At 33.9% G+C, this 14838-nt stretch carries 16 protein-coding genes; all 16 read right to left on the bottom strand.

Annotated features, from left to right (window positions below; genetic code table 11):
• Positions 1 to 3 precede the first annotated feature (3 nt).
• Positions 4 to 1152: a BPL-N domain-containing protein gene (locus DF185_RS04605; RefSeq protein WP_110359570.1), complete on the bottom strand. Its 1149-nt coding sequence runs from the start codon at positions 1150 to 1152 to the stop codon at positions 4 to 6.
• Between the two features lie 10 nt (positions 1153 to 1162).
• Complete coding sequence (locus DF185_RS04600; protein WP_110359569.1) at positions 1163 to 1687, bottom strand: bifunctional adenosylcobinamide kinase/adenosylcobinamide-phosphate guanylyltransferase; 525 nt, start codon at positions 1685 to 1687, stop codon at positions 1163 to 1165.
• A gap of 86 nt (positions 1688 to 1773) precedes the next feature.
• A complete protein-coding gene (gene cbiB, locus DF185_RS04595; protein WP_110359568.1) occupies positions 1774 to 2721 on the bottom strand; it encodes an adenosylcobinamide-phosphate synthase CbiB in 948 nt (315 codons plus the stop codon).
• Complete coding sequence (locus DF185_RS04590) at positions 2697 to 3728, bottom strand: pyridoxal phosphate-dependent aminotransferase (RefSeq protein WP_110359567.1); 1032 nt, start codon at positions 3726 to 3728, stop codon at positions 2697 to 2699. The genes cbiB and DF185_RS04590 overlap by 25 nt, the downstream gene beginning before the upstream one ends.
• Before the next feature lie 148 nt (positions 3729 to 3876).
• Positions 3877 to 4791: a dihydroorotate dehydrogenase gene (locus DF185_RS04585; protein ID WP_110359566.1), complete on the bottom strand. Its 915-nt coding sequence runs from the start codon at positions 4789 to 4791 to the stop codon at positions 3877 to 3879.
• Positions 4785 to 5549 (bottom strand): dihydroorotate dehydrogenase electron transfer subunit, encoded by a 765-nt coding sequence (locus DF185_RS04580; protein WP_110359565.1) that lies wholly within the window; start codon positions 5547 to 5549, stop codon positions 4785 to 4787. The genes DF185_RS04585 and DF185_RS04580 overlap by 7 nt, the downstream gene beginning before the upstream one ends.
• Before the next feature lie 61 nt (positions 5550 to 5610).
• Entirely contained in the window at positions 5611 to 6048 is a 438-nt protein-coding gene (locus DF185_RS04575; RefSeq protein WP_110359564.1) for a helix-turn-helix transcriptional regulator, read from the bottom strand.
• Positions 6049 to 7052: 1004 nt separating this feature from the next.
• A complete protein-coding gene (locus tag DF185_RS04570; RefSeq protein WP_110359563.1) occupies positions 7053 to 7406 on the bottom strand; it encodes a hypothetical protein in 354 nt (117 codons plus the stop codon).
• On the bottom strand, positions 7407 to 8129 hold the full coding sequence (locus tag DF185_RS04565) for a M48 family metallopeptidase (RefSeq protein WP_110359562.1): 723 nt from the start codon (positions 8127 to 8129) through the stop codon (positions 7407 to 7409). It abuts the gene before it with no gap.
• Between the two features lie 50 nt (positions 8130 to 8179).
• Complete coding sequence (locus DF185_RS04560; protein ID WP_110359561.1) at positions 8180 to 8467, bottom strand: hypothetical protein; 288 nt, start codon at positions 8465 to 8467, stop codon at positions 8180 to 8182.
• A gap of 107 nt (positions 8468 to 8574) precedes the next feature.
• A complete protein-coding gene (locus DF185_RS04555) occupies positions 8575 to 9069 on the bottom strand; it encodes an RNA polymerase sigma factor (RefSeq protein ID WP_110359560.1) in 495 nt (164 codons plus the stop codon).
• Positions 9070 to 9253: 184 nt separating this feature from the next.
• The gene (locus DF185_RS04550) at positions 9254 to 10135 is read right to left on the bottom strand and encodes a MerR family transcriptional regulator (RefSeq protein ID WP_110359559.1); all 882 of its coding nucleotides are present in this window, start codon (positions 10133 to 10135) and stop codon (positions 9254 to 9256) included.
• Between the two features lie 111 nt (positions 10136 to 10246).
• On the bottom strand, positions 10247 to 12034 hold the full coding sequence (locus DF185_RS04545; RefSeq protein WP_110359558.1) for a fasciclin domain-containing protein: 1788 nt from the start codon (positions 12032 to 12034) through the stop codon (positions 10247 to 10249).
• A gap of 119 nt (positions 12035 to 12153) precedes the next feature.
• Positions 12154 to 13458: a dicarboxylate/amino acid:cation symporter gene (locus tag DF185_RS04540; protein WP_110359557.1), complete on the bottom strand. Its 1305-nt coding sequence runs from the start codon at positions 13456 to 13458 to the stop codon at positions 12154 to 12156.
• A 102-nt stretch (positions 13459 to 13560) separates the two neighbouring features.
• Positions 13561 to 14103 (bottom strand): FKBP-type peptidyl-prolyl cis-trans isomerase, encoded by a 543-nt coding sequence (locus DF185_RS04535; RefSeq protein ID WP_110359556.1) that lies wholly within the window; start codon positions 14101 to 14103, stop codon positions 13561 to 13563.
• 123 nt (positions 14104 to 14226) lie between these two features.
• The gene (locus tag DF185_RS04530) at positions 14227 to 14712 is read right to left on the bottom strand and encodes a thioredoxin family protein (RefSeq protein WP_110359555.1); all 486 of its coding nucleotides are present in this window, start codon (positions 14710 to 14712) and stop codon (positions 14227 to 14229) included.
• Between the last annotated feature and the right edge of the window lie 126 nt (positions 14713 to 14838).

Raw genomic sequence — 14838 nt, 5'->3', positions numbered from 1 at the left:
CTGTTAATTTCTATTTTTACCAAGAATATTTTTTAATTCAGTTAAGCTCTTCTCCAACTGAACTTTACAATCATCATTAGTTTCATTAGCGAATGCTACTTCCAGATCAGCCAATGCGTCTGTTCTTTCCAATTTTACCAATGCAATTGAAGCTTTACTTCTTACGTCAGCATCTTTATCACGTAACAAACCAGGAATCCATTTCTTAGAAGACCAACAAGCCAATTCGATTACTTTATCAATTGCTTCCAATTTTTCTTCTTTCGATCCTGAAAGGTTTTTGTAATATTTTGATTGAAGGTCCTGAATATCTTTTGTATAAATGATTTCATTCTTGAAGAAGTCAGGTCGCATTACAGATTTAGGGTATTTCACCATTTCATTATTTGTAGCCCAGCGAACAATACGAGGAAGCATCCAACGCATTCCAGGAGTACATTCTGGATGGCCAACAAATGAAGCTACTTTACCTTTTCCTACCGTGTTGGCTACAATAAATGGTCTGTTGTTAGTCATATTTGCAGGTGTTCCTTCAACAGTGTGAACATCAGACAACATGGTTCCCAATGATCCTTCTTCAATTTCATCTTCGGCAGAAACCAAAACTGGTCCTTCATAATACTGACAGAATGAAATTTCACGATCTTTTAATTCCGGAAAGATTTTTTCTCCTTCTTCAGTTAAAGAGAATTTAGCCAAGCCATGTCCACGATGATCATGCTCAATATCAATAGCCTTATAGCCAGTAAGGTTTAAGCTTGGATAGTTAGGTGTATTGGTCATGATATATGCTCCGGCACAAATACCAACTACAGCTATGCCTTTATCTTTTACTAAAGAAACAACTCTTTCGATACCTGACTCTCCAAGACTCATGGTTTCACTTCGTCCACTTCCGCCAGGGAATACAATTGCATCAAAATCAAAAATTTCATCAGATACAATTTGACTTGCTCGGATTACTTCACAATCAATTTTTGGATCAATTTTTAAAGCTTCAACAGCATCAGCAATACACCATGGGCTATCACCATTTTTGTCGAATACTCCGACTTTAATTCTTTGTTCAGCTTTGGTTTCTACTCGTTTACACGAATAGTTTACGCATATTAGTGTAAATAACAATACACCAATTGTAAGAAATTTGTTCATGTTAGTTTAGTTAGTGGTTTATATTAAGTGTGTTTTTTATTTCAAGAGGAATACCCGATATTACCATGCTAACAATATCAGCCTTACCTGCAATATATTGGTTAATGGTTCCTTGGATATCATTAAAGCGCATAGCCATATCATTGCCTGGATGTCCGCCAAGACCCAATTCATTGGTTACAATTATCCAATCACATTCTTGTGAGAATATTTTATCCAACTCTTCCTTGGCTTGAGCAATTGTTTTATCATCATCTTCTCCATTATCGAAGAAAAAATTGTTGAGCCATAGTGTGATACAGTCAAGTAGGACCACTCTGCTATTTACATCATGCTTACTTAAGAACTTTTCTTCTTCGATGTTGGTCCATTGCGATCCCCTGCGAGCTTTATGTGCTTCAATTCTTTTTCTATGATTATCATCCCAAACCCTTGACGTGGCCATATACACAGGATTTGAAGTTTTACTTAAGATCAATTTTTCTGCGAATTTGCTTTTTCCAGATCTTTGTCCTCCTGTAATTAAATGAATCATAGCTAAATGTAAATATTATAATAAGAATTATTTGTTAGGGTGAATTTACGAATTTATAATTCCGACAAGAATATTTTTTCCCTTTTTTAAAACAGGCTATTCCATGGTAAGTAGCAGGCTATAATAATTAGAATGCTAACAAAACAAACCGCATGGTTTATGTATTTGATTTTGTTGATTTCTTCATTTTTCAAAAGTCTATCATTCTCACCAATATAAGGCTTATCAACGCTAACTCCACCATAATCATGTGGACCGCCAAATCGACAGTTTAGAATACCTGCCAATGCTGATTCTGGATATCCTGCATTAGGGCTTGTATGTGCCTTACCATATTTAAATATGAATTTTAGTCCACGATAACTTAATGTAACAAACGACATTAAAAAGGCTGTAATTCTGGCTGGTATAAAGTTAACAACATCATCCAAACGTGCTGCAAACCTGCCAAATAAGATGTATTTTTCATTTTTGTAGCCAATCATAGAATCCATGGTATTAATCATTTTGTAGCACATCATTCCTGGTACGCCACCTATTGCGTAATAAAATAGAGGTGCAACAACACCATCCGATAAATTCTCTGATAAGGTTTCGAATACAGCCAAACGGATTTCTTGTTCAGACAGTTGGGATGTATCACGTCCAACAATCCATGATAGTCTTTTACGTCCTGCTTCTAATCCAAAGCTGTTTAGATGACGAAACACTTCAATTCCTTCCTGCAAGAGGCTTTTATTGGCCAATCCATAAAATACAAATACCGACGTAAAAATAATATACGCGTATTCATTAAGCTGAAGTAATAAGTATGAGAATAGATAAAAAAGAGCAAATACTGATGATGCCAGGAACAAACACATAATTGCACCTTTAATCAATCGATTCTTTCCTTTGTTCAACCATTTGGTTAAGACCGAAATTGAATTTCCAAATCCAACTATAGGGTGAGGTAATTTCCTAGGATCTCCAAAAATTAGATCCAAAACATATCCAATAAGAAGAGGTATTATAATGTATTTAATTTGCTCCATTTTTGTAATGCATCAATTAGCAACTGATTTTTTTCTTCGTTTAATGTTGCCACGCGAATATAAGAAGAATTTAGGCCACGAAAATTTTTAGCATCCCGAATCAGGATGCCAAATTCAGAAATTAGGTAGTTTTTTAGCTCAGTAGAGTTTCCTTTTTCTAGTTCGATCAAAAAATAGGAAGTTTTTGTAGGATGAATTTTAATGCCTGAAATTTCATCCAAATTTTTAGCGAATTTTTCCGTACTTGATTTATAATGTTTTACAGGAGGCAAAACTTCTGCTTTGTGCTGAATTAGGTATTTCCCAGCCTCAATTGCTAGTGAATTTACCGTCCAGGGAGCCTTGTAGAATTCAATTTTCTGCACCAATGCCTTGTTTGCGATCAAATATCCCAATCTCAGGCCGGGAATTGAGAAGTTTTTTGTGAGAGATTTAACTATGATTAGATTTTGATGCTTTTTGATCAAATCTATAGAAGATGAAATTGTATCGGTGAAATCTATATAGGCTTCATCCAATATAAAAACTGAATTTGGATGATTCTGTAGCAAATGATCCAGATCTTTTTGTAATAAAATTTCGCCAGTTGGATTATTAGGATTACAGATCCAAACTAAATCGGTATCGAAACAGGAAGAAGAGGACAAGTCTTTCCAGTTTATAAAATGAAGTTTGTGATTGTTTATTTTACAGGCATCTTCATATTCCGAAAATGTAGGTATAACTACTGTTGAACTGCTGCTATTAAAGCATTGGGCAATTAAGTAAAAAGCTTCAGTAGCACCATTTACCGCCAATAACATGTCGGTTTCAACATTAAGATCTTTAGCCAATACAGCAATAAAGCTTTCGGCCGATGCTTCAGGATAGGAGTCAATAGTACTCCAATTGTTGATTAGGTGCTGTTTTAATTCCTCTGAATATCCACCATACCATATGTTCGTGCTAAAATTGGCCTTTATTTCTTGTTTATATTTGTATCCGTCATCACCGTGCCCTTGTAACATGCTGTATTATAGTGTAAAAAGATTAAATATATAAATTGACTATGTATATTGATTTTTATAAAAAAAGAATGAGTTTACATTTGTAATTACACCTGTAAACTCATCAAATTAGTATTAAAGAATTTTTTCTTTAATTATTGCGTTCGAATTACTGAATTTGCAAAGCTCCAATTAAATCATTGATATCTTGAACGTTGTGGCGCTTCATATATTCTTCGATACCCACAACTACCTTTTCTGTAACCTGTGGATCGATAAAATTCGCTGTTCCAATTTGAATTGCAGTAGCTCCTGCTAAAATAAACTCAATAGCATCTTTGGCATTCATTATTCCTCCTAATCCAACTATAGGAATATTAACGGCATTAAATACTTGCCAAACCATTCTAAGAGCCACTGGCTTTACTGCCGGACCCGATAAACCTCCAGTAACAGTTGATAATAAAGGTTTTCTGGTTTCAGCATCAATAGCCATACCCAATAGGGTGTTGATTAATGATACTGAATCGGCTCCTTCAGCTTCAACAGCTTTGGCTATTTCAGTAATATCCGTAACATTTGGCGATAGTTTCACCATTAAGTGCTTTTTATAAACCTCGCGAACCGCTTTAACCACTGAAGCAGCCGATGCACAACTGGTTCCGAATGCCATACCGCCTTCCTTAACATTAGGACATGAGATATTTAGCTCAATTGCAGGAATGTGTTCCAGCTCGTTAATCATAGCAGCTGTTTCCACATAATCTTCAATTACTGATCCAGAAACATTAACTAAGATGTTGGTATCGTAGTGTTTAATTCGTGGATAGATATCTTTGCAGAAATTTTCAACTCCTTTATTTTGTAATCCCACTGCATTTAGCATTCCTGAAGGCGTTTCCGCCATTCTTGGATAAGGATTTCCTTCTCTATGGTGTCTGGTAGTACCTTTTACCAAAATACCGCCTAAATTGCTTAAATCGATAAAATCTTCAAACTCTTCACCGAACCCAAAGGTTCCAGAGGCAGTCATTACGGGGTTTTTTAAGCTTAGATCTTTAAGTTTTACTCCTAAATTTACCATTTCAGATCGTTTATATTGAATACCGGTCCTTCGGTACAAGTACATTTATTACCTTCTGTTGTCTCAGTTACGCAGCATAAGCAAGCGCCAAATCCACATGCCATGGTGTTTTCAAGCGAAACCTCACATGGAATGTTATTTTGTGCAGAATAAGCCGCAACAGCCTTCATCATTGGCTCAGGACCGCATGTAAATACGTAATCAAACTTTTCTTTTTCTAATATAGAATGTTGGGTTGGGTATCCTTTTTCACCAAAAGAACCATCTTCTGTAGTAACCAGAATATTACCGTATTCTTTATAAGCATCAAGCTCTACGGCATCTTTTTCTGATCTAACACCAAGAAGTGTAGTCACATTATTACCTGCTTCTTTTAGGTGTTTTGCAAGGTATAGCAAGGGTGCTACACCACAACCGCCACCAACAAGTAATGTATTGGCATTATTTGGAATGGAATATTGATTACCCAGTGGATAAACAATATTTAATGAATCACCTTCTTTAAGCTCACCCAATTTTTTGGTTCCATCTCCAATTTTTTTGATATACAAGCTAATTGTATTTCGCTCATAATCTACAAAATGGATCGATAATGGTCGTCTAAGGAAGGTTGTGTTGGAGTCTTTAACCAAAACGTTTACAAATTGTCCTGGACGTATTTCCGGAAGTGGCTCTAGGGCCTTTACATCCAGAACAAAATGATCATCGTTCAGCTCTTTTCTTTGTAGTACCTCAAAGTCTTGTACTAATTTTTTCATGGTGCCTAGCAATATTATATCTGTTAAGAATAAATCCAGGCAAAGATAATTCAAAAAATGCTTAAGATGGGTTGTATTCTCTAAAAGTTTTATCAGTATAAAACACAACTACCTTTTCAATTTGCTTACCAGGAACGAATACGTTCATTTCTGAGAAGGATTCAGGCTGATTTACAGGCTTTGTAGGCGATTCCTTTTTTAATTTAGGTGGTTGAGGAGTAATATTAGGAGTTTCTTCTTCCTTTTCAAACTGAATAGTCTCATTCTCGAAAAGGTTAGTAGGTTCTTGTGATGTGTACATTTCGCCTTCTCCAAAAATAACCCAATCTATGTTGACATGAGGGAAGGAACGTCTTATTTTTTGCACAAAATCAAGACTTGGTTTGTTTCTTCCTGATAATATATGAGATATACTAGAGCGTTGTACGCCAATTGTATCAGCAAATTTTGAAGATGTTAAGCCTTCACTGTTTATTAATTGAACGATTCTATCTTTCATAGGTTGATATTTTACAGATGTTAACTATGTCTGTCGATACAAAGGTAAAATAAAATTTACAAAAAACAAACGGGAAATTTAAATTGGCGTTACTTATGTAATTTTCCGATGTAAACTGACAATTTGAGCACTTACATTTCTAAATTACAATTGTAGATTACATTTCTAAATGGGTTAAACTCCTTATTTCTGTATGTATAGACTTAAAAAGACTTCTTAGAATAGATAGAGTCCATTAACCATCATCTAAACAAAAAGAGTCTATAATACTCTAAGTATAGCTATTTTTCGATCTATGGCGCAGTATTATAGATTATTAGGGTTTGTTTACAAGTGTATTTATTAGAAATATAACAAGAATCAACACTAGTTTGGTCTGTTTGATTGAAATGCTATTAGATATTTAGATCAAATAAAATGCATAAATAACTGAATAATAGCACTATGGCTATATTTAATTTACAACTATTATTCTAATCGGCGAAGTTTTATAGTTTTGTAAACTAAATAATTAAAGTAATACTGCAATGTAACTATATAAGAATCTGGTTATCAGAATTAAGCATTCCCAAATATCAACTGAAATTAGATTTGTAACCTATATTAAAGTGAGATAATATATTTGATATCTGTATACAAAAAGCAATTGAGATCAAACATTACTCCAGGTAAAAAAGAGCTGATTCTATTTACAATTACGAATCACATATGTAAACGTGCGAATTTTGCAAATTGAACTTTATTTCGATTATAGTTTACAAGAGTAATTTAATCATGTAAACAAATAATATGTAAGAAAATTGATTTTGTCTACTTAAAATGGATTGACAATTTTATTTTTTCAATCAAATGGTCTGATTGTTTACAAAAATTACAATGTAATGAGCTTAAACGAGGTGAGAATTACCAATAAAGTTCAGTAATTGAAGTGGATGCATGAATAAATAGCAAAATATTCATTGCTATAATCTAGAAGAAAAAGGGTATTTGTAAGATAAGAAGGCTTATTTCGACTTTCTTATCTTTACATATCCCATAAAAAGAATATAAATTGAGAATCCTACAATTAAAATTCTTAAAATTAGGTTTTCAGTTACACTCCCATTGGAAGTTAAAATATCTCTTGACAACGCTGGAATCATAAAAATCAAAAGACCAAAAACCAAAACCAACATTGCGATTGTAAATATTCGTTGGAGTTTTCTTCGCTTTGGTGATAATTCCTTCTTTTTGGCCTGATTTTTCTTTTTTTGATGCTTCGATTTATTCTGTGGCGTTTTTAATGCTTTTTTTAATCGACTACCTATAAGAAAGGCAAATACGCATAGTCCTATTACGATATATAATTCTTTACTCATTTATAAGATGTTTATAGAGTGTTTCTTGATTCTATTTTTCTTTTCTGTAAGATTTGGGCAATGACTTGCTAAAAGCTCCCAGAAATGGCTGGAATGGTTTTTAACGACTGTATGACATAGCTCGTGAAGTATAACCATATCTGATAAATCTTCAGGCAAACGCATTAAATGCAAACTCAAATTGATTTTATTATCATGAGAGCAAGATCCCCATCTGCTTCTGGTATTCTTAATTTGAACAGAATGGTATTTAAATCCATGTTGTTTCGCTAGAAATTCTATCCTTTTAGGCAAATAGTATTTTGCTTCGCGCCTAAGGGTTTCAATGATTGATTTTCTAATGAATTCCTGTAAGTCCGTATTAACGATTTCCATTCCTACTGGATACATCACCTCAAGAATGCCATTGTTGAGTTTCGAAGCATAAGACTTGGCATCAGTTTGAGTAATTCTTAACTCGTGGTATTTGGTTTTAAATTTGGTATCCTGATTGAAGATGGTTTGCTTACTTTCCTTAGCATCTTTCTTTCGTTTGGCTTGAATTATCCATGCCTTGTTTTCTTCAGCGAATTTTATGGCTTCCTCGATTGAAATGCCATTGGGAACATTTATCCAAATTCCTTTTGTTGGGGCCATACGAATTGATAACCGTTTGAAACGCTTATCAGTTCTTAGTGCAACTTCACCAATGTCTTTAATGTAGATGATTTTTTCAGTAGGCATAAAAAAAGCTTTGCAAAATGCAAAGCTATTAAAATATCTAATTTTGGAAATTACTTTTCCTTAATTAAAGTGCTTAATCTGGTAAATGATTCATCTACATTCTTAATCAAGTCGTTAAAAATTGACTTGTAATATGCTTTTACCATTTTAGGATTATCTTTTCCATCAGGGTGGTTAACTCTTGCAATTAAATTATTTCTTGCAATAATAGTATCCTTTATGATATCCATTACCTGTTCCCTGTTTTCTGGGTGCAAGTAATTATAGTTGTAACAATCTGAAATAACTTCAAAGCAAAGATAATCAATGTCTTTTTTTAAGCGTCTTCTACTGGCCATCTTAATAGTTTTTGATGAATAAATCGGGATTTTTCCCTCTGATCGACAACAAAGGTAATAAACCCCGATTAATTTATCATTTAAAAATGGATAAAACTTGATAGTGCCTATGAGTAGTCTGCCAATTGCTCAGCTAATATTTTACGCCCCTGGAATATTCTACTTTTAATGGTGCCAATTGGTAAATTTGCATGTTCAGCAATTTCGCGATATTTAAATCCCTCTAAAAACATTTTAAAAGGTGTGCGTAAAGATTCTTCCAACTTATCCAGTTCCTTCATAATATCCTTATAGTTTTGTGTAGAATAAGGATTGTCGAAACTTACATTTACTTTTCCAAGATTGTTATTTGTCTCATGAGCCATCCACTCGCGTTGCTTTAACTTCTTTCTATACGCATTAATGAACAAATTCTTCATAATTGTATAAAGCCAAGCCTTAAGGTTGTTATGGCTAAATTTTGCTTTATACATGAAAGCTTTCAAAACGGTTTCCTGACATAAATCCAATGCATCTTCTCTATTGTTGGTTAATCGGTAAGCATAAACTCTTAGTTGCTCTTCTAAATTAACGATCGTATTATTAAATTCTATTGTTGTCATGATTGTATCTTTTTCTGTTTTGTCTAATAAAAATACAAAAAGATTAGACAAAAATCAATCGGTCATTAAACATGATTTTAATAACAACTTCTTATTCTAAATAAAAAAAGCCTACATTCTTCTAAATGTAAGGCTTTGGGGAGTTTCATATGATCTTTTCTAAATAAGACCAAAATATCTTTATTTATTTCAGATGAAGTAGTTCCTTAAACTTTTGAGGGGATGTAATTAATTTTATGGAATCAGGCACCTCTACTCCATCTTGCTTTAGCTGTAATCCAGTAATCAATAGATCTATATCTTTAAAAGATTTTTCCATATTTAGCAAGTAGGCATTGATGTCCTCTGGGTTAATCGGCGAAATAAAAGAGCTAATAATATAATTGGGATTGTAATCATTTACTGCACTTACCAAATCTTTAAATGGTAGATCCTGGCCAAGATAAAGTGTACTAAATCCATTTCTTCTTAGAATATAATTGTAGAACAGAATCCCAACTTCATGCAGTTCATCTTCTTTCAAGTATATTAATACTTTTGATGCTCCTTGCACTGATTTTCCTGAAAGAGAATCGATGGATGCAAATAATTTTTGTCTAATTAAATTTGAAATAAAGTGTTCCTGAGCTGGACTGATTGAACCAACTTGCCATAACACTCCTATCCTTTCGAAAAATGGAAAAAGGACTTCCGTAATGGTAGATTCCATACCACTTTCGAGTACACATTTTGATAGTATGGACTCAAACAATTCCTCATTAAAATTTATCGTTGCAAGAGTAAGTTTTTCAATATGAAATCCAATACTTTTATTTGATCTTGATAGTTCTAAAATCTTAGCTTCAAGATCAATACTGCTTAATTTAGCAAGGTGTGAAATCTTAATTCCTGATGAATTAAGCATGGAAATATTGAGTAACTTACGAAGGTCACTATCAGAATATGAGCGAATATTGGTTTTACTTCTTTCTGGTTGAATGATACCATATCTTCTCTCCCATATTCTAATGGTGTGAGCTTTTACTCCTGTTATTTTTTCAAGATCTTTTATGGAATATTTACTCATATTTTTCAGTTGGTGAGAAGATCGAAATCTACTCTTTTTAATAATTATTAAATCTAATGAAAAAAACTAAAACCTGCTTAAAACAGCAGGCTTTAGTGTGAAATATATAGATTATTCTGGCAATAAAACCTTATCGATTACATGAATTACGCCATTAGTTCCCTGGATATCTGTTGCGGTTACATTGGTATCTCCATTTATCGTTACGCCCGAACTAGTATCAATATCAAGCATATTACCTTCATTTAAAGTAGCTACCATACCTGTCGATACCATATCTGATCTTACATTACCCGAAACAACATGGTAAAGCAAAATTGGAGTTAAAGTTTCTGCAGTTAAATCATCAATTCCGTCAACGCCTAAAGTTTCAAAAAGTGCTTCGAAAGCTGCATCAGTTGGTGCAAAAATTGTAAATGGTCCATCTCCACTTAATGTTCCGGCTAGATCAGCTTTTACTACAGCCGCTACCAAATGCTCAAAGCTGTCGTTAGCAACTGCGATATCAACTACATTAGGAGGTAATAAAACCTTATCAATTACATGAATAACACCATTAAATGCTTCAATATCTGCTGATGTTACCATTGTTTCTTTGTTTAGCTTCACTCCACCATCAGTATCTAAACGTAGCATTACAGGATCCATATCCGGACTATTAGTCGCAAGTGTTTCCACATATCCTGCCTCAATATCAGTTGACATTACCTTACTGCCAAGAACATGATAAAGTAGAACTTGAGTTAGTGTCTCAACGGATAAATCTTCAATTCCTGAAACACCCAGATTGGTAAATAAATTTTGAAAAGCCTCATTTGTTGGTGCAAAAACTGTAAATGTACCTTCTCCGTCCATTGTTTCTACAAGACCAGCTTTGTCAAGAGCTGCTACCAGGCTTGAAAAATCGCTATTTGCTGATGCAATATCTGCTATTGATTGTTCTTCTTCCTCAGATCCAGGAATTAAAACCTTATCAATCACATGTATTACTCCATTAGTTCCTTGTACATCAGTTGCAATCACGTTACTTGATCCATTGATTATAACTCCACTACCATCAGCATCAATTTCAAGGTCAGCTTCTGTATTAAGTGTTGATACTGTACCTGTGCTAACATCGGCTGCGCGAACATTGCCTGAAACAACGTGATAAGTTAGAATCGGCGTAAGATCCTCTGCTGATAAATCTTCAATACCACTTATCCCCAAATCGGTAAATAAAGCTTCAAAAGCAGCATCGGTAGGTGCAAAAATCGTAAATGGTCCATCTCCTTTAAGTGCATCTACTAAATCAGACTTGATAACTGCATCTACTAAATGTGAGAATGTTGCATTTGCGATTGCTATATCAACAACATCAGGAGGAAGAAGAACTTCGTCAATAATATGAATTACACCATTGGAAGCCATAACATCGGCACTGGTAACGTTGGTGCTATTGTTTAATTTTACTCCAGAATCAAGGTTAATAAGTAAATTAATTGGATAATCTCCAGGAGTAAATGTACTTAGAGTTTCTACATAACCATTGGACAAGTCCGTTGATTTTGCTTGAATTCCCAATACATGATATAAGAGAATAGGAGTTAAGGCTTCGGCGCTCAAATCATCAATACCTGAAACTCCCAAATCCATAAATAATTGCTCGAAAGCCGCATTTGTTGGTCCGAACACTGTAAAAGGTCCATTGGCATTTAAAGCATCTACTAAATCTGCCTTTGTAAGAGCGGCAGCTAAAATTGAGAAGTTATTATTACCTACCACAATGTCAACAATATTTTCTTCCATTGGCATTGGCTTCGGCATGTCATCGTCATCATCTTCGCATGAAACATTAACTATTGCTGCGATCATTAGGAGAAATAATCCTAAACTAAATTTGTAATTCCTGAAATTCATGTCATTTTTTTTAATGGTTCAATAAGGAAACAAATTCAATTCATTTTTGTTCAAAGAAAAACATTAAACTTTAAACAAAATTACAGCAGTAAACCTAACTCCCTCTATTTATGGGAGTTCTAAGATTTTACTTTTTCTGCAATTATTTGTGGAGGGTAGGTTAATTTTCCCTCAGTTTTAGCAACAATTGTCGAAACGGTGGCATCTCCAGTTACATTTACAACCGTTCTAAGCATATCTAAAGGTCGATCTATACCAAGTATTAAAGCCAAACCTTCAATAGGAATACCAACAGATGTGAGAACGATGATAAGCATTACTATACTTCCACCTGGCACGCCTGGGGTTCCAATTGAAGCCAAGGTGGCTGTCACAACAATTAAAAGCTGATCGTAAATATCTAATGGCACACCGAATACCTGAGCAATAAAAACAGCGGCAATAGCCTGATAACAACTAGTACCATCCATATTAATGGTAACGCCAACAGGCAAGACAAAACTTGCAACTTCGTTAGAAACTCCCATTTTGTTTTCAACACATTCCATTGTTACAGGAAGCGTTGCTGCACTAGAACTAGTCGAGAATGCTAGTAATTGAGCTGGGGAAATGGATTTGTAGAAGTCAGTATACTTTATTGGGGTGAAAATTCTTAAAAATAAAGGATAAATTAAAAATATCATGATCAATAATCCTGCTATGACCGTAATTGCATACCATCCCAATGCTGTAAAAAGATCTACATCTCCTGAAAAATCAACAATTAATCCAGCAATCAATGCAAATACTCCATAAGGTGCAAAAAGCATGATGATATCGATAATTTTGAGAATAATAGCATCTATTCCATCAAAGAAATCTTTCACTGCTCTTACCTTTTTTTCTTCAAGAATTACCATTGCGATCCCAAATAAAATGGCAAAGAATATGATTTGAAGCATTTTAGTATTGTCTGTGGCTGCCTTGAAGAAATTGTCTGGCACTACATCTACTAAAAATTGAAGAGGAGATTCTTCCTTGATATGGTCGGCTTGATTTTTCTTAAGACTAATGTCTGATCCAAACCTTTCTTGTAGCTCTATTTTTTTGTGTTCTGGGAAGGTGTTTCCTGGTTCAAAACTATTTACAAGTAAAAGCCCAAAACTAACAGCTATAACTGTAGAAATCACATAAAGTGAGATGGTTTTTATCCCTATACGTGAGAGTTTTGAGATATTGGAAAGACTTGAAATCCCTTTAACCAATGAAACAAATATTAGAGGAACTGCTATTAATTTTAAGAGGTTTAAAAAGATTGCACCCCATGGTTTAATCCAATCTGTAGTGAATTTGGTTAAATCAAAATAAACAGCAAGCATTCCAGCAACAATTCCTAAAGCCATTCCTACTAGTATTTTCACATAAAGGGGTAATCTTTTCCACATAGAGCAATTATTTTAATGAGCTTTAAAGGTAGTTTTATGAAATAAAAAAACAAAGCCCGAAAACCAATTGGCTTTCGGGCTTTGTATATTTTTGAATTGCTATTAGCAACCACAACCGCTTCCGCAGCCTCCGTCATTACAACTTCCGCTATCACATCCACCTTGTGGTGCATAAACTGCTTGTTTTTCTTCGTCGGTAGCATCTCTTACTTCGATAACTTCACCTTTAAAATACAAGTCATCACCAGCTAATGGGTGATTGAAGTCCATTTTAACAGTTGCATCTGCTACTTCTAATACGATACCGTTCATTCTACGACCTGAACTATCCTGCATTGGAACCACATTTCCTTCTTTAATCATTTCTGCATCAAACTCTCCGTTTACTTCGAAAATATTTTTTGGAAGGTCGATAACAGCTTGCTCAGAAGCTTCTCCGTATGCTTCAGCTGTTTCCAATTTAAATTCGAAAGCTTCACCAACTTTTAATCCCATTAGGTTAGATTCGAATTTTTCAAGCATTTGACCAGCTCCACACAAGAATGTTAGAGGAGTTTCAGCAACTGCTTTTTCAATGATTTCACCAGCTGGATCAGTTTTTAATTCGTAAATAACTGATACCATTTTATCTTTTGCAATAGTCATAATATCTTTTTTTAGTATTTTATTCTTTAGATTTTCCTATAAATCCGATACAAAGAAAGTACATTTATTTCTTTATTCAAATAAAATCGGAGTTCTTGGTCTAATATTAACAGATTTTAGTATTTATTTGTAATTAGCTGGATTCAGAGCATCCGGACGCCAATTGAAAAGAAATGATTTAACTCTATCGAAATCATAGGCTTTATCTTTTTCCAGATTTCCTGTGTTTTGAGTATGAATTCTCTCTCCATTCGCGTTTAGAACTAACATTACAGGAAAACCAAATCGTTGAGGATAACCAAGATTTTTTAAAACTTCCTTGTTTTTATTTTCTTTGCTGTAATTTACCTCTATAAATACATAATTATCACGCATTAGCTTATTGATTTCTTCTTGACTATGAAGATATTTATGCATTTTAATACACCAAGGACACCAATTCCCTCCTACTTGAATTAAAACATGCTTCCCCTCTTTCTTTGCTTTAGCCACAGCCTCTGTGATATCCTGTTTTGCATCAGCACTAGGATTATAAATCTTTTGAGCTGATAAGCTATTCGTTAGGAATAAAGCCAGACTTAAAGTCAAAAACAACTTAAATGTTTTCATTTGTTTAATATTTATAGCATTTGTCAGATTTAATAATGTCCGAAATTAGTGATTAATTTCAATCATAGGAGTTTGAAATTGATTTTTAACAAGGAAATAACAGCCTAACTTTATATCTTGTAGTAT

This window comes from Marinifilum breve (genome assembly GCF_003202155.1).
GTDB lineage: Bacteria > Bacteroidota > Bacteroidia > Bacteroidales > Marinifilaceae > Marinifilum > Marinifilum breve.
This window is presented reverse-complemented; position numbering and strand designations above follow the sequence as displayed.